Below are 15,566 nucleotides of genomic sequence, written 5' to 3'. Positions count from 1 at the left end.
TGAAATTTAAGGGAAATTTAGTATAATAGAGTTGTTGAAAGTGCTACTGTTTCAAGTGGTACTTTTCTTTTTTATTAAAATAGATAAAAAGTGAACGAAGTGTTCTTTATCCAAAGGTCACCTTCATAGAGGAGTGAATACCATGCCAAAAGAAGAAATACTGACAGGCCCAGCGGTCATCAAAATTGTAAGTACCTATATGGGACCAGAACATGTTGAGTTGGTTCAAAAAGCATTAACTTATGCTGAAAAAGCACACGAAGGTCAAGTCCGACAATCAGGTGAACCTTACATCATCCATCCGATTCAAGTGGCAGGCATTCTGGCTGAATTACATATGGATCCCCATACTGTAGCAACAGGATTTTTACATGATGTTGTCGAAGATACGGACGTAACACTGGACGATTTAAAAGAAGAATTTGGCGAAGACATCGCGATGTTAGTCGATGGCGTGACGAAACTAGGAAAAATTAAATATAAATCTCATGAAGAACAATTAGCCGAAAACCATCGGAAAATGTTATTGGCAATGGCGCAAGATTTACGGGTCATTATGGTGAAACTAGCCGATCGTTTGCACAATATGCGCACATTAAAACATTTACGTGAAGATAAGCAACGACGGATTGCACAAGAAACTTTAGAAATTTATGCGCCTTTAGCACATCGCTTAGGGATTAGTCGAATTAAATGGGAATTAGAAGATACGGCCTTACGTTATATTAACCCCAACCAATACTATCGAATTGTTAATTTGATGCAAAGCAAACGCGATGAACGTGAAGCTTATGTGGCAGAAGCAGTCGAAGATATTCGTTTAGCTACGGAAGATTTAGAAATTTACGCAGAAATATATGGTCGACCAAAACATATTTATTCAATTTATCGTAAAATGAAGGACCAAAAGAAACAATTTAATGAAATCTATGACTTATTAGCCATTCGTGTTATTGTCGATTCCATTAAAGATTGCTATGCCGTGTTAGGGGCGATTCATACACGTTGGACACCAATGCCGGGTCGCTTTAAAGATTATATTGCTATGCCAAAAGCGAATATGTATCAATCTATCCATACGACAGTTATTGGGCCAAAAGGGAATCCAGTAGAGGTCCAAATTCGAACCCATGAGATGCACCAAATCGCCGAATTTGGGGTGGCGGCTCACTGGGCCTATAAAGAAGGCAAAGCGGAAAAAATTGAAACAGATGAACTGACGAAGCAAGTCGATTGGTTCCATGAAATTATTGAATTACAAGATGAAAGCTATGATGCTTCTGAATTTATGCAAGGTGTGAAAGAAGACATTTTTAGCGACAAAGTCTATGTCTTTACGCCAAGTGGAGATGTAACCGAACTGCCAAAAGGCTCCGGACCACTAGATTTTGCCTACAGCATTCATACTGAAATTGGGAATAAAACAACCGGTGCGAAGGTCAACGGCAAAATGGTACAGTTAGACTATGTCCTAAAAAATGGGGATATTATTGAAGTCCTAACATCACCGAATTCTTTCGGACCTAGTCGCGACTGGCTGAAAATGGTTAAAACAAGTAAAGCTAAAAATAAAATCAAACGTTTCTTTAAAGAACAAGACCGTGAAGATAATATTATTAAAGGGCATGATGCTGTCATTAAATACATGACAGAAATCGGCTTTACACCAAAAGAATTTTTAACGAAGAATAAAATGGCGGAAGTTTTAGATAAATTTAAATTTCAATCGGAAGATGATTTATTTGCGGCAGTAGGTTATGGCGAAGTAAGTGCGCAAGTAGTGTGCAATCGTTTAACAGAAAAAGAACGCCGCGAACAAGAGTTGGAACGCCAACGTCAAGAAGCGGAAGAGTTGCTAAATCAGCCAGCTAAAAAAGAATCAGAAAAAATGAAAGTTCGTCATGAAGGTGGCATCGTGATTCAAGGGGTGGACAACCTATTGATTCGTTTAAGCCGCTGTTGTAATCCAGTGCCTGGTGATGAAATCGTTGGTTACATTACCAAAGGACGGGGCGTTTCAATTCATCGTGCGGACTGTCCTAACGTACAACATCAAGAAGAATTAGCACAACGTCTAATTGAAGTTGAATGGGAAGATACCGAGCACAGTCGCAAAGAATACGCTGCCGATTTGGAGATTTACGGCTATGATCGTAGTGGCTTACTAAGTGATGTTTTACAAGTCATTAGTTCGATGACAAAAAATTTAGTTGGCGTTGAAGCTCGTCCATCCAAAGATAAGATGGCCCAGATTCATGTCACTGTGAAAATTCAAAACCTTTCTCATTTAAAAACCATCGTTGACAAAATTAAAAGTGTACCAGATGTTTATAGTGTTCGTCGAACCAATGGGTAAGTGTTAAAAGTGAGGCAAAAAAGATGAAAGTAGTTATTCAAAGAGTCAGTCAAGCACAAGTTGCGATAGAAGAGCAGATAGTGGGACAAATCAAACAAGGCTTCATGGTGCTGGTGGGCATCCATCAAGAAGACACGCCAGAAGATGTGGCTTATGTTGTTGGCAAAATCAGTAAATTACGTGTTTTTGAAGATGACGAAGGAAAAATGAATCGCAGTATTCAAGAGATTGAAGGATCAATTTTGAGTATCTCTCAATTTACCCTCTATGCAAAAACTAAAAAAGGCAATCGTCCCAGTTTTATTGAAGCGGCTCGTCCAGATGTGGCGATTCCTTTGTATGAATTATTTAATCAACAATTAGAAGCAGAAGGAATAGCGGTAGCCACAGGAGAATTTGGCGCGGATATGCAAGTGTCGTTGACCAATGATGGTCCAGTGACCATTGTGATTGATACACGAGAAAAATAATTGATTTTCCTGTCGGAACCCCTTGACTTTCTAAGAGAACTTTAGTAGTTTATAGATAATATTAAAAATCTACGAAGGAACGAGTAAGTTTCATCTGTCTGCGAAGAGAGAGTTGCCGTGGCTGAGAGCAACTTCAACAGTGAAAGTGAAAGACATTCTGGAGATGGACGGAAGAAAAGCCGTCCCGTTACGAGCGTTAATCGTTGAGGAAAGAGTAAAATCTTTCAAAACTAGGTGGTACCGTGTAAAAGAGACTTTTACGCCCTTGTATGTTCAACATACAAGGGCTTTTTTCATTTTTAGAAAAAAGAAAATGGCGCACACATTTTTGTGGAATGATAGAAGGAGAGAAAGACAATGAGTTATCAAAAACCAAAAGGAACAAACGATATTTTGCCAGGAACTTCTGAAAAATGGCAATTTGTGGAAGAAACAGCTCGTTTGATTTTTAAAGATTATCAATACCAAGAAATCAGAACCCCGATTTTTGAACATTATGAAGTAATATCTCGCAGTGTTGGCGATACTACAGATATTGTTTCAAAAGAAATGTATGATTTTTATGATAAAGGAGATCGTCACGTGACGCTACGTCCTGAGGGGACAGCGCCAATTGTTCGGGCCTTCGTTGAAAATAAATTATATGGTCCGGAATATACGAAACCATATAAAACCTATTACATGGGGCCGATGTTCCGCTATGAACGCCCACAAGCTGGTCGTTTGCGTCAATTCCATCAAATTGGTGTGGAAGCATTTGGTAGTGAAAACCCAGCATTGGATGTTGAAATCATGGCTATGGCTTTGGACTTCTTCAAACAATTAGGCATCCAACAAATCAAATTAGTTATTAATTCCTTGGGGGATAAAGAAACACGTGCTACGTACCGTCAAGCATTAATCGATTATTTAGAGCCCCATATGGCAGAATTAAGCGAGGATTCACAGCGTCGCTTACATGAAAATCCATTGCGGGTGTTAGACAGCAAAGATAAAAAAGACAAGGTAATTGTCGCAGAAGCGCCCTCCATTTTAGAGTATTTAAATGAACCATCTAAAGCACATTTTGAAGCAGTAACTGATATGTTAGATTTACTAGAAATTCCTTATGAAATTGATAGTAATATGGTTCGCGGCCTGGATTATTACACACACACAATTTTTGAAATTATGAGTGAAGCGCCTAAAATGGGTGCGCAATCAACAATTTGTGCAGGGGGCCGATACAATGGTTTAGTTGAAGAATTAGGCGGCCCAGACACACCAGGTTTTGGTTTTGGTATGGGCATTGAGCGAGTGTTGTTAACAATGGAAGCTGAAGAAGTTGTGATTCCAGCGTTATCTGAATTAGACGCATATGTGGTTGGCATTGGTTCAGAAACCAACGTCGCAGCTTTGCAACTTGTTCAAAGCATTCGTAACTTTGGTTTCTCAGCTGATCGTGATTATATGAATCGCAAACCAAAAGCGCAATTTAAAACGGCCGATAAATTACAAGCAAAATTAGTTTTAACAATCGGTGAAAATGAATTGAATGAAGGCATTGTCAACGTAAAATCAATGGCAACACGCGAAGAAAAAGCCTTCCCGTTAAGTGCTATCCATGATTCATTTGATGAAGTGTATGACGAAATGATGACAAAAATGATTGAAGAATAAAAAGGAGAGATTGAGAAATGGCAAAACGCACAACCTATTGCGGCAATGTATCTGCCGAATTTATTGAAAAAGAAGTTGTATTAAAAGGATGGGTTCAAAAACGTCGTGACTTAGGAGGCGTTATCTTTATTGATTTACGTGACCGTGAAGGAATCGTCCAAGTGGTCTTTAACCCAGAAAAGTCAAAAGAAGCATGGGAAATTGCTGATAAATGTCGTAGTGAATACGTCATCGAAGTTAAAGGTCAAGTCGTTTATCGTGATAAAGAAGCGATTAATCCCAAAATGAAAACTGGCGAGTTTGAAGTGATGGCGACTGACATTACGATTTTAAATACTGCTAAAACAACGCCATTTACCATTGAAGATGACAATAACGTTAATGACGAATTGCGCATGAAATATCGTTATTTAGATTTACGTCGTCCATCAATGACAAACAACATTAAATTACGTCACCAAGTAACGAAAACAATCCGTCACTATTTAGATAATCATGACTTTTTAGACATTGAAACTCCTTATTTAGGCAAATCAACACCAGAAGGCGCTCGCGATTATTTGGTTCCTTCTCGTGTCCATGCCGGTCATTTTTATGCTTTGCCACAATCACCACAACTCTTTAAACAATTATTAATGGGAGCAGGCTTCGATCGCTATTACCAAATCGTTCGCTGTTTCCGTGATGAAGATTTACGAGGCGACCGTCAGCCAGAATTTACACAAATCGATATCGAAACGACCTTTTTAACACCAGAAGAAATTCAAACATATACAGAAAATATGTTGGCTGAAGTGATGAAAGAGACAAAAGGAATTGAGATTTCTGTTCCGTTTCCACGAATGAGCTATGACGAAGCGATGGCACGCTATGGTAGCGATAAACCCGACACTCGTTTTGCTATGGAATTAATTGATGTTGCAGATGTAGTGAAAGACGTAGACTTCAAAGTTTTCCAAGCAGCGTTGGAAAATGGCGGACATGTGAAGGCTTTGAATGCAAAAGGCGCCGCAGATAAGTATTCTCGTAAAGATATGGATAACTTAGGTAAGTATGTGAGTCAATTTGGCGCAAAAGGCTTAGCTTGGTTAAAAGTTGAAGAAGATGGCTTAAAAGGACCAATTGCTAAATTCTTAACAGAAGTTAGTGATGAATTAATTGCTGCTACCAATGCAGAAGTCGGTGATATTTTAATGTTTGGTGCCGATAAACCTGAAATCGTAGCCGCTGCTTTAGGGGCGGTACGTACACGTTTAGGTAAAGAATTAGGTTTAATTGATGAATCGAAATTCAATTTCTTGTGGATTGTGGATTGGCCGTTGTTTGAATATGATGAAGAAGCTGGTCGCTATGTTTCTGCTCATCATCCATTTACACAACCAAAAGCAGAGGATGTGGCCCGCTTAGCAACAGACCCAGCCTCTGTGTATGCGGAAGCTTACGATGTTGTCTTAAACGGCTACGAATTAGGCGGTGGCTCATTACGGATCCATACACGAGAATTACAAGAAAAAATGTTTGAAACGTTAGGTTTTACAAAAGAAGAAGCACAAGACCAATTTGGTTTCTTGCTAGACGCATTAGATTACGGCTTCCCGCCACATGGAGGGATTGCTTTAGGGCTAGACCGCTTAGCAATGCTATTGGCTGGGGAAGAAAATATTCGTGAAGTGATTGCCTTCCCTAAAAACGGGAAAGCAATTGACCCAATGAACAACGCACCAAGTTTAGTTTCTCCATTACAATTGTTTGAATTAAACATTGATGTAACAGCCATTGACGAATAAGTGTTAAATCCAAAGAAAGAGTGACTTCATTGACGGATGAGGTCACTCTTTTTTTGGAAAGGAAAAAGATAACGAAAGACTTAAAAAGTGGCTGAGATAAAAATCTGCCAATTGGCTGTTTTTTCTTTTTAGAAAACTTTGTATGATAACTGAGTGTATAAAGGAGCGAAACAAATGACAAAAATAATTTTAACAATTGGCGGTTCCGATCCTTTTTCAGGTGGCGGGATTCAAACAGATTTAAAAACGTTTGAAAATCATCAAGTCTTTGGCTTATCAACTTTAACTTGCCTTGCTACAGCCCCCAAGAATCATTTTCAGATTCATGACCTTGAGACTTCTTTGGTGAAAGAGCAACTCGCTTCCATACCTGCCGGGAGTTTAGACGGCATCAAGATTGGCTTGATTCACAGTGAAGAAAGTATGCTACAAATTGCAACCTTTTTGAAAAAGCACGCAGGTCTGCCGGTGGTGTTGGATCCTGTCTTGGCTTTTAAAGAAACGACTTCAGTTTATGAAAAAAGATACATGCAGTTATTGATTGAAAAACTTTTTCCATTCGCAACGATTATAACGCCTAATTTAAAAGAAGCAGAATTACTCATTGGCAGAAAATTAACAACCGTCGAAGAAGTTCAACAAGCGGCGGAAGAGTTAAACTCTTTAGGAGCGGCAACGGTGGTGATTAAAGGCGGTAATCGTTGGCTTGGCCAAGAAGCACGTGACTTTTTTTATGATGGACAACAACATATTCAATTGGTCAAAGAAAAAGTAATGGCCCACACTATTGATGGTGCCGGTTGTTCTTTTGCCTCTGCAATTGGTGCGAACTTAGTTAAGGGACATCCTTTAATTGAAGCAGTTGATTTAGCAAAAACATACGTTCATGAAGCCATTGTTTCTGGGGTTCAGCTAAATGCAGCTTTTGGAAGTGTGTGGCATGAAGGATTACTAGCAGGAGGTGTGGCGGATAATGACAAGAAAAATTAGTCTATATGCAGTAATTACCGCTTTAACAGTGGCTGTGTCAATGGTCTTTATTATCCCCGTCCCAGCAACAAATGGCTTTGTTACATTGGCGGATGCAGGGATTTACATTGCTAGTTTACTTTTTGGTCCGATTGGTGGCTTGACAGTCGGAGCTTTAAGCGGTGGTTTAATTGATTTATTGTCAGGCTATCCACAATGGTTCGTTTTTTCGTTATTGATTCATGGCGGACAAGGTTGGTTAGCAGGGCACTTCTTTAATAAAAATAAAAAGATGCAAACGCTAGGATTACTTTTAGCCAGTCTCCTCATGATTAGCGGGTATGCTTTAGCGACTAGCTGGCTTTACGGCGTGGGTGCGGGGATTGCCTCTTTACCAGGGAATATCATTCAATCCTTATTTGGGGTGATTGTAGCATTGCCTCTTAGTCAAACATTAAAACGTGTGTTACCAAAAAATGGTCGTTTAGAAGAAAGAAGGATGAACAAATGACTATCGATGAAAAAATGTTAAAAGAACAGTTAGTGACAATTACAGAAGAAGTCATTACAGCAGGAAATTTACAAAAAGGGGACCTATTTGTTTTAGGTTGTACCACCAGCGAGGTAGTAGGTGGCGTCATTGGTAAAAATTCCAGTGCCGAAGTAGGACAATGGATTGTCTCAACCTTAATTGAACAATTAGATAAAAAAGGCATCTCTTTGGCTGTCCAGGGATGCGAACATATTAATCGTGCTTTAGCGATGGAACGTCGTGTGGCTGAAGAAAAAGGCTTTGAAATTGTCTCGGTAGTACCGCAATTACATGCTGGCGGTTCTTGTTCAGTGGCTGCCTTTGAAAAATTTGATGAACCTGTGGAAGTTGAACATATTGTTGCTCAAGCAGGGATTGACATTGGCGATACATCTATCGGTATGCATGTAAAACATGTGCAAGTTCCTCTTCGCTTGAGCATTCGAACGTTAGGTGCGGCCCATGTTACAGCATTATATTCTCGTCCTAAATATATTGGTGGACCAAGAGCCCATTATGAAACAACCCAAGAACGAAATCGTTAAGATTTCGTTCTTTTTTCATTTCTATAAACATTTGATGAATCTTCCGTAATTATTATAGGAATCTCTTTTTTTCTCTCGGTAAACCACGTATAATATGAAAAGAAATGTAATTTATTGAAAACCTGAAACGAGGCTATTATTTATGAAAAAAATTTATGACGGACTGCCAGTTCATGACTATACAACAAAATTTTCTGTGTCGATTGTCTATGCTATTCTTGCATCAATTGCCATGAACTTTTTCTATCAACCAGGAAATATTTATTCCAGTGGCTTAACAGGCTTGGCACAAATTTTAACAACCCTCTCAACAAAAATTGTCGGTTTTAATGTGCCTGTCTCCATTACATTGTATCTTTTAAACGTGCCGTTATTCTTTATTGCGTGGAAAAAAATAGGTAAGAAGTTTACAATTTTTACTTTCATTACCGTGACTTTAACTTCATTATTTATGCATATTGTTCCGCAAACGGTGATGACCCAAGATCCAATTATCTGTGCTATTTTTGGTGGGGCGATTTCTGGATCAGGAATTGGTTTTGTCTTAAAAAACGGGGTTTCTTCTGGGGGCTTAGATATTCTAAGCATTACCATTCGGAAAAAAACGGGGCGTTCAGTTGGCTCGATTTCAATTTATTTTAACGCACTAATTGTCTTCGTTGCAGGTTATTTATTTGGCTGGCAGTACATGTTCTACAGTGCGTTATCAATTTTTGTAAGTGGGAAGGTCACAGATGCTGTTTATACTAAGCAAAAGAAAATGCAAGTTATGATTGTCACTAAAAACCCAGATCGAGTCGTGGATGAGATTCAAAAGAAAATGCGCCGTGGTATTACAATTATTCATGAAGCGGAAGGGGCATATCGCCACGACCGCCAAACTGTTTTGCTAACTATTGTGACACGCTTTGAGTTGCCAAGTTTAGAAGCAGCCATGAAAGAAAGCGATCCGAATGCCTTTGTCAGCATCTCAGATAATGTTAAAATTTTAGGACGTTTTTACGAAGAAGATTACAAATAAAAGGATATGAAGCAACGAGAGAATGGCTGTGTCTATTCTTTCGTTGCTTTTTTTGAAAAATAAGTAAAAAAATGCTTTGTGTGAGGACCTGAAATTCCCATTTAAACAAGAAGTTAATTGAAAGACGTTCGTGAATTCCTTTGCTTTTGGTTTAATTAAATCTAATTATTCGGAAATAAGTCGCTATTGTTTCTCGCAAACGAATGCTTTGTTTGGATTTGAAAGAAAACGATGAAAAAAGAATCATTTTTATTGAAAAGACCTAAAAAAACTGGTACACTAAGTGTGTAATTGATAAGTACTTTTAATACTGTTATGAATAAATAGTAGGAAAAACGAACATCAATTCTATTTTTTTAAAGTTCATAGGTCGTTTTCAGTCTTACTTGGACATATTTCGACCCACAAAAGGAGCGCATCATGTTAAAAGAATTTAAAATGATTGAAGCAGTTGCTCCAGATATGCTCGATGTATTACAAGAAAGATTCCAAATTCTTCGCAATATTTATTGGATGCAACCTATTGGACGTAGAAGTTTATCAGAAACGATGGGAATTACAGAGCGAGTCTTGCGTACAGAAACAGATGTTTTGAAGCAGCTCAACCTGATTGAACCTTCAAAAAGCGGAATGACATTAACAGAACGCGGTTTGGAAGTCTACCAAGGCTTAGAATTAGTCATGAATCAATTGCTTGGCATGCACCAAATCGAAAAAGAAATGACACAGTACTTTGGCATTCAACGTTGTATCGTTGTTGCAGGAGATAGTGATATCCAAAAGAAAGTTCTTTCGGACTTTGGAGATGTCTTAACCAATACGCTGAATTTACTCTTACCAAATGGTGAGAATACAATTGCGGTTATGGGTGGGACAACAATGGCCATGGTGGCCGAAAATATGGGATCATTAGAAACTGAAAAACGTCATAATTTGTTTGTTCCAGCCAGAGGAGGGATTGGTGAAGCAGTTTCTGTCCAAGCCAATTCAATTAGTGCTGTAATGGCCAACAAAACGGGTGGTAACTACCGGGCGTTATATGTCCCAGAACAATTGAGTCGTGAAACGTATAATAGTTTATTACAAGAACCCTCGATTCAAGAAGTTCTTACGTTAATTAGTCATGCCAACTGTGTGGTGCACAGTATTGGTCGAGCGTTGCACATGGCGGCACGCCGAAAAATGTCTGATGACGAAATGGTTATGCTCAAACAAAAAAATGCCGTGGCAGAATCGTTTGGTTATTTCTTTGATGAAGAAGGAAAAGTGGTCTATAAAATTCCACGAATTGGCCTTCAATTAAAAAACTTACAAGAAATTCCCTATGTCGTCGCAATTGCGGGCGGCAAAACGAAAGCCAAAGCCATTCGCGCATATATGAAAAATGCACCAAAACAAACGTGGCTCATCACAGATGAAGCTGCTGCAAACGAGATTTTAAAAGGGGTAACCCTTTAAAATAAAAAATTTTTGATTTTCATAAGGAGGAAATCTTTAATGACAGTTAAAGTAGGTATTAATGGATTTGGACGTATCGGACGCTTAGCTTTCCGTCGTATCCAAGATGTAGAAGGAATCGAAGTAGTTGCAATCAACGACTTAACAGATGCTAAAATGTTAGCACACTTGTTAAAATATGACACAACTCAAGGCCGTTTCAACGGTACAGTTGAAGTTCACGAAGGTTCATTCAACGTTAACGGCAAAGAAATCAAAGTTTTAGCTAACCGTAACCCTGAAGAATTACCATGGGGCGAATTAGGCGTAGACATCGTTTTAGAATGTACTGGTTTCTTTACTTCTAAAGAAGCTGCTGAAAAACATTTAACTGCTGGTGCAAAACGTGTAGTTATTTCAGCTCCTGGTGGTAACGATGTACCAACAATCGTTTACAACACAAACCATGAAACATTAACTGGAGAAGAAACTGTAATTTCAGGCGCTTCTTGTACTACAAACTGCTTAGCTCCAATGGCTAAAGCTTTACATGACAACTTTGGTGTTGTTGAAGGTTTAATGACAACTATCCACGCTTACACAGGTGACCAAATGACATTAGACGGACCACATCCTAAAGGCGACTTCCGTCGTGCGCGCGCTGCTGCTGCAAACATCGTACCTAACTCAACTGGTGCTGCTAAAGCAATCGGCTTAGTAATCCCAGAATTGAACGGTAAATTAGATGGCGCTGCTCAACGTGTTCCTGTAGCTACTGGTTCATTAACTGAATTAGTTACTGTATTAGACAAAGAAGTTACTGTTGATGAAGTGAATGCAGTAATGGAAAAAGCTGCTAACGAATCTTATGGTTATAACACAGACGAAATCGTTTCTTCTGATATCGTAGGTATGACTTACGGTTCATTATTCGATGCAACTCAAACAAAAGTTATGACAGTTGGCGACAAACAATTAGTTAAAACTGTTGCTTGGTATGACAACGAAATGTCATACACTGCTCAATTAGTTCGTACTTTAGAATACTTCGCTAACTTATAAGATTCATTCTTATCATTAGTGAAATTTGAACAATTGTGAAATAATAAGCGGGGAAGCAACGCGCTTCTCCGCTTTCTTTTTTTAAAAAAGAAAAATCCTAAAATTGACAATACAGGAGGTCTACTCATGGCTAAAAAGACAATTAAAGATGTAGATTTAAAAGACAAAAAAGTCCTTGTCCGTGTTGACTTTAACGTTCCGTTAAAAGATGGCGTGATCACAAACGATAATCGTATCGTAGCGGCTTTACCAACAATCAAATACGTAATTGAAAATGGCGGAAAAGCAATTCTTTTCTCTCATTTAGGTCGTGTAAAAACAGAAGAAGACAAAGCTGGCAAATCATTAAAACCAGTGGCTGAACGTTTAAGCGAATTACTAGGTCAACCAGTTACTTTTGTTCCAGAAACACGTGGTAAAGAATTAGAAGACGCTGTTAACAATATGAAAGATGGCGACGTTTTAGTATTTGAAAACACTCGTTTTGAAGATGTTGACGGCAAAAAAGAAAGCGGCAATGACGCTGAATTGGGTAAATACTGGGCTTCTTTAGGCGATGTATTTGTCAATGATGCTTTTGGTACTGCACACCGTGCACATGCCTCAAACGTTGGAATTGCTTCAACTGGTATCCCAACAGTTGCTGGTTTCTTAATGGAAAAAGAAATTAAATTCATCGGCGAAGCTGTTGAAAATCCAAAACGTCCATTCGTAGCAATCTTGGGTGGCGCAAAAGTTTCTGACAAAATTGCTGTCATTGAAAACCTAATTGAAAAAGCCGACAAAATTTTAATCGGTGGCGGTATGGCTTACACATTCATGAAAGCACAAGGCTATAGTGTTGGTTTATCTTTACTTGAAGAAGATAAAGTGGACTTAGCGAAAAGCTTAATGGAAAAAGCTGGCGACAAATTAGTTTTACCGGTTGATACAGTTGTCTCTAAAGAGTTCAGCAATGACGCTCCTTTCCACACGGTTCCTTCAACTGAAATCCCAGATGATGAAGAAGGCTTGGATATCGGTGAAAAAACAATTGAATTATTTGCTAACGAATTACAAGGTGCGAAAACAGTTGTTTGGAATGGACCAATGGGCGTATTTGAAATGAGTAACTTTGCCAAAGGAACAATTGGTGTTTGTGAAGCGATTGCTAATTTAGAAGACGCAACAACAATCATCGGTGGCGGGGACTCTGCTGCTGCAGCAATTCAATTAGGATACGAAAACAAATTCTCTCACATCTCAACAGGTGGCGGAGCAAGTTTAGAATTATTAGAAGGCAAAACTTTACCAGGTTTAGCTTCTATTAACGATAAATAATCAGTTTAAAAGACAATATTTTTAAAAAAAGAAAAGGATGTGCTTTTCATGCGCAAACCAATTATCGCTGGTAACTGGAAAATGAACAAAACTTTAAGCGAAGCACAAAGCTTTGCAGAAGCAGTAAAAAATGCTGTTCCATCAAACGACGTTGTTGACGCTGTGATTGGATCTCCAGCATTATTCTTAGCTCCTTTAGCTTGGAACCTAAAAGATTCTGAAGTGAAATTAGCTGCACAAAACTGCTACTGGGAAAACGCTGGTGCCTTCACTGGTGAAAACTCACCAGCTGCAATTGCAGATTTAGGCGTAAACTATGTGATTATCGGACACTCTGAACGTCGCGAATATTTCCACGAAACAGATGAAGATATCAATAAAAAAGCCAAAGCAATCTTTGCAAATGGTATGACACCAATCTTCTGTTGTGGTGAAACTTTAGAAACGTATGAAGCTGGTAAAACAGCGGAATGGATCGAAGGTCAAATCACTAACGGCTTAGTTGGTTTATCAAACGAACAAGTTGCTTCAATGGTTATCGCTTACGAACCAATCTGGGCAATCGGAACTGGTAAATCTGCAGATGCTAATATTGCAGATGAAATCTGTGGTGTTGTTCGTTCAACAGTTGAAAAATTATACGGCAAAGAAGTTTCTGAAGCTGTTCGTATTCAATACGGTGGTTCTGTTAAACCAGAAAACATCGCTGAATATATGGCAAAAGAAAACGTTGACGGTGCTTTAGTCGGCGGCGCAAGCTTAGAAGCAGACTCATTCCTAGCTTTATTAGATGCTGTAAAATAAGAAATCACTAACGGTAACGTTTTCTCAATGACTTTTGCAAAAAAATGTTTGCATAGTTTGCGAGAATTAACTACAATCATACATGAGGGAATCCCCTTAGTATAAATACAAACTCAAAGGAGAGACAAAACATGTCAATTATTACTGATATTTACGCACGCGAAGTCTTAGACTCACGCGGTAACCCAACAATCGAAGTAGAAGTTTACACTGAAAGCGGAGCTTTCGGCCGTGGAATGGTTCCTTCAGGAGCTTCAACTGGTGAATACGAAGCAGTTGAATTACGTGATGGCGACAAAGCTCGTTACTTAGGTAAAGGTGTTACTAAAGCTGTAGATAACGTAAACAACATCATTGCTGAAGCAATCATCGGTTACGATGTACGCGATCAAATGGCTATCGATAAAGCAATGATCGATTTAGATGGAACTCCTAACAAAGGTAAATTAGGTGCTAACGCTATTCTTGGTGTGTCTATCGCCGTAGCTCGTGCTGCTGCTGATTACCTAGAAGTGCCTTTATATCACTACTTAGGCGGATTCAATACAAAAGTATTACCAACTCCAATGATGAACATCATCAACGGTGGATCACATGCTGACAACAGTATTGATTTCCAAGAATTCATGATCATGCCTGTAGGTGCGCCTACATTCAAAGAAGCTTTACGTATGGGTGCAGAAGTATTCCACGCATTAGCTTCAATCTTAAAAGGTCGCGGCTTAGCTACTTCAGTAGGTGACGAAGGTGGTTTCGCTCCTAACTTAGGTTCAAACGAAGAAGGTTTCGAAGTAATCATCGAAGCTATCGAAAAAGCTGGCTATGTTCCTGGTAAAGACGTTGTTCTTGCTATGGATGCTGCTTCTTCAGAATTCTACGACAAAGAAAAAGGCGTTTACGTTTTAGCTGACTCAGGCGAAGGCGAAAAAACAACTGAAGAAATGATCGCGTTCTACGAAGAATTAGTTTCTAAATACCCAATCATTTCAATCGAAGACGGTTTAGACGAAAACGACTGGGACGGATTCAAAAAATTAACTGAAGTATTAGGCGATAAAGTTCAATTAGTTGGTGACGATTTATTCGTAACAAACACAACTAAATTAGCTGAAGGTATCGAAAAAGGTATCGCTAACTCAATCCTAATCAAAGTTAACCAAATCGGTACTTTAACTGAAACATTTGAAGCAATCGAAATGGCTAAAGAAGCTGGCTACACTGCAGTTGTATCTCACCGTTCTGGTGAAACAGAAGATTCAACAATCTCTGATATCGCTGTTGCAACAAACGCTGGCCAAATCAAAACTGGTTCATTAAGCCGTACTGACCGTATTGCTAAATACAACCAATTATTACGTATTGAAGATCAATTAGGCGATGTAGCTGAATACAAAGGCTTAAAATCTTTCTACAACTTAAAAAACAAATAATTCATTTAATGAATAACGCTTAAAGGGACAATTGGTTAATGAACCAATTCTCCTTATACTCGGACGTAAAAACACGCCTTTCTGCAAAGAAAGGCGTGTTTTTTTTTATATTTATAAAAATATTGAAAAAAATAGATTAGAAATAACTTCAACCGTACATCGCTCTATAATCAC

General features: G+C 38.7%; 14 protein-coding genes. All 14 read left to right on the top strand.

The window, feature by feature from the left end; translation table 11 throughout:
* Positions 1–142 precede the first annotated feature (142 nt).
* Positions 143–2,356, top strand: a complete 2,214-nt coding sequence (locus IGJ03_RS07890) for a RelA/SpoT family protein (RefSeq protein WP_095725416.1) — start codon at positions 143–145, stop codon at positions 2,354–2,356.
* Positions 2,357–2,379: 23 nt separating this feature from the next.
* Entirely contained in the window at positions 2,380–2,826 is a 447-nt protein-coding gene (dtd, locus tag IGJ03_RS07885; protein WP_002357080.1) for a D-aminoacyl-tRNA deacylase, read from the top strand.
* 139 nt (positions 2,827–2,965) lie between these two features.
* The gene (locus IGJ03_RS07880) at positions 2,966–3,187 is read left to right on the top strand and encodes a hypothetical protein (protein WP_002383130.1); all 222 of its coding nucleotides are present in this window, start codon (positions 2,966–2,968) and stop codon (positions 3,185–3,187) included.
* On the top strand, positions 3,184–4,485 hold the full coding sequence (hisS, locus tag IGJ03_RS07875; RefSeq protein WP_002365827.1) for a histidine--tRNA ligase: 1,302 nt from the start codon (positions 3,184–3,186) through the stop codon (positions 4,483–4,485). The genes IGJ03_RS07880 and hisS overlap by 4 nt, the downstream gene beginning before the upstream one ends.
* A 17-nt stretch (positions 4,486–4,502) precedes the next feature.
* Entirely contained in the window at positions 4,503–6,272 is a 1,770-nt protein-coding gene (aspS, locus tag IGJ03_RS07870; RefSeq protein ID WP_002360034.1) for an aspartate--tRNA ligase, read from the top strand.
* Between the two features lie 153 nt (positions 6,273–6,425).
* Complete coding sequence (locus IGJ03_RS07865; protein WP_375804615.1) at positions 6,426–7,262, top strand: bifunctional hydroxymethylpyrimidine kinase/phosphomethylpyrimidine kinase; 837 nt, start codon at positions 6,426–6,428, stop codon at positions 7,260–7,262.
* Positions 7,246–7,752, top strand: coding sequence for an ECF transporter S component (locus IGJ03_RS07860; RefSeq protein WP_002357086.1), 507 nt, complete (start codon positions 7,246–7,248; stop codon positions 7,750–7,752). The genes IGJ03_RS07865 and IGJ03_RS07860 overlap by 17 nt, the downstream gene beginning before the upstream one ends.
* Positions 7,749–8,318 carry a TIGR01440 family protein gene (locus IGJ03_RS07855; protein WP_002365825.1) on the top strand — a complete coding sequence of 190 codons (570 nt, stop codon included), beginning with the start codon at positions 7,749–7,751 and terminating at the stop codon, positions 8,316–8,318. The genes IGJ03_RS07860 and IGJ03_RS07855 overlap by 4 nt, the downstream gene beginning before the upstream one ends.
* Positions 8,319–8,460: 142 nt before the next feature.
* The gene (locus tag IGJ03_RS07850; RefSeq protein WP_002357090.1) at positions 8,461–9,339 is read left to right on the top strand and encodes a YitT family protein; all 879 of its coding nucleotides are present in this window, start codon (positions 8,461–8,463) and stop codon (positions 9,337–9,339) included.
* A 420-nt stretch (positions 9,340–9,759) separates the two neighbouring features.
* The gene (locus IGJ03_RS07845; RefSeq protein WP_002357092.1) at positions 9,760–10,797 is read left to right on the top strand and encodes a sugar-binding transcriptional regulator; all 1,038 of its coding nucleotides are present in this window, start codon (positions 9,760–9,762) and stop codon (positions 10,795–10,797) included.
* A gap of 39 nt (positions 10,798–10,836) precedes the next feature.
* Positions 10,837–11,838 carry a type I glyceraldehyde-3-phosphate dehydrogenase gene (gene gap, locus IGJ03_RS07840; RefSeq protein ID WP_002357093.1) on the top strand — a complete coding sequence of 334 codons (1,002 nt, stop codon included), beginning with the start codon at positions 10,837–10,839 and terminating at the stop codon, positions 11,836–11,838.
* Between the two features lie 126 nt (positions 11,839–11,964).
* Positions 11,965–13,158, top strand: coding sequence for a phosphoglycerate kinase (locus IGJ03_RS07835; RefSeq protein WP_002357094.1), 1,194 nt, complete (start codon positions 11,965–11,967; stop codon positions 13,156–13,158).
* Positions 13,159–13,206: 48 nt separating this feature from the next.
* Positions 13,207–13,962: a triose-phosphate isomerase gene (gene tpiA, locus IGJ03_RS07830; protein WP_002362045.1), complete on the top strand. Its 756-nt coding sequence runs from the start codon at positions 13,207–13,209 to the stop codon at positions 13,960–13,962.
* A gap of 131 nt (positions 13,963–14,093) precedes the next feature.
* Positions 14,094–15,392 carry a phosphopyruvate hydratase gene (gene eno, locus IGJ03_RS07825; RefSeq protein ID WP_002357098.1) on the top strand — a complete coding sequence of 433 codons (1,299 nt, stop codon included), beginning with the start codon at positions 14,094–14,096 and terminating at the stop codon, positions 15,390–15,392.
* Positions 15,393–15,566 lie beyond the last annotated feature (174 nt).

The sequence above is a fragment of the Enterococcus sp. DIV1315a genome (assembly GCF_051712325.1).
Taxonomy (GTDB): Bacteria; Bacillota; Bacilli; order Lactobacillales; family Enterococcaceae; genus Enterococcus; species Enterococcus faecalis.
Note: the sequence above shows the minus strand (reverse complement) of the source record. Positions and strands in the feature narration are given on the sequence as shown.

Coding starts and splice junctions, on each gene's coding strand:
- IGJ03_RS07845 (WP_002357092.1), top strand. CDS start 9,760: ATGTTAAAAGAATTTAAAATGATTGAAGCAGTTGCTCCAGATATGCTC.
- tpiA (WP_002362045.1), top strand. CDS start 13,207: ATGCGCAAACCAATTATCGCTGGTAACTGGAAAATGAACAAAACTTTA.
- hisS (WP_002365827.1), top strand. CDS start 3,184: ATGAGTTATCAAAAACCAAAAGGAACAAACGATATTTTGCCAGGAACT.
- IGJ03_RS07860 (WP_002357086.1), top strand. CDS start 7,246: ATGACAAGAAAAATTAGTCTATATGCAGTAATTACCGCTTTAACAGTG.
- aspS (WP_002360034.1), top strand. CDS start 4,503: ATGGCAAAACGCACAACCTATTGCGGCAATGTATCTGCCGAATTTATT.
- eno (WP_002357098.1), top strand. CDS start 14,094: ATGTCAATTATTACTGATATTTACGCACGCGAAGTCTTAGACTCACGC.
- IGJ03_RS07890 (WP_095725416.1), top strand. CDS start 143: ATGCCAAAAGAAGAAATACTGACAGGCCCAGCGGTCATCAAAATTGTA.
- gap (WP_002357093.1), top strand. CDS start 10,837: ATGACAGTTAAAGTAGGTATTAATGGATTTGGACGTATCGGACGCTTA.
- IGJ03_RS07835 (WP_002357094.1), top strand. CDS start 11,965: ATGGCTAAAAAGACAATTAAAGATGTAGATTTAAAAGACAAAAAAGTC.
- IGJ03_RS07855 (WP_002365825.1), top strand. CDS start 7,749: ATGACTATCGATGAAAAAATGTTAAAAGAACAGTTAGTGACAATTACA.
- dtd (WP_002357080.1), top strand. CDS start 2,380: ATGAAAGTAGTTATTCAAAGAGTCAGTCAAGCACAAGTTGCGATAGAA.
- IGJ03_RS07850 (WP_002357090.1), top strand. CDS start 8,461: ATGAAAAAAATTTATGACGGACTGCCAGTTCATGACTATACAACAAAA.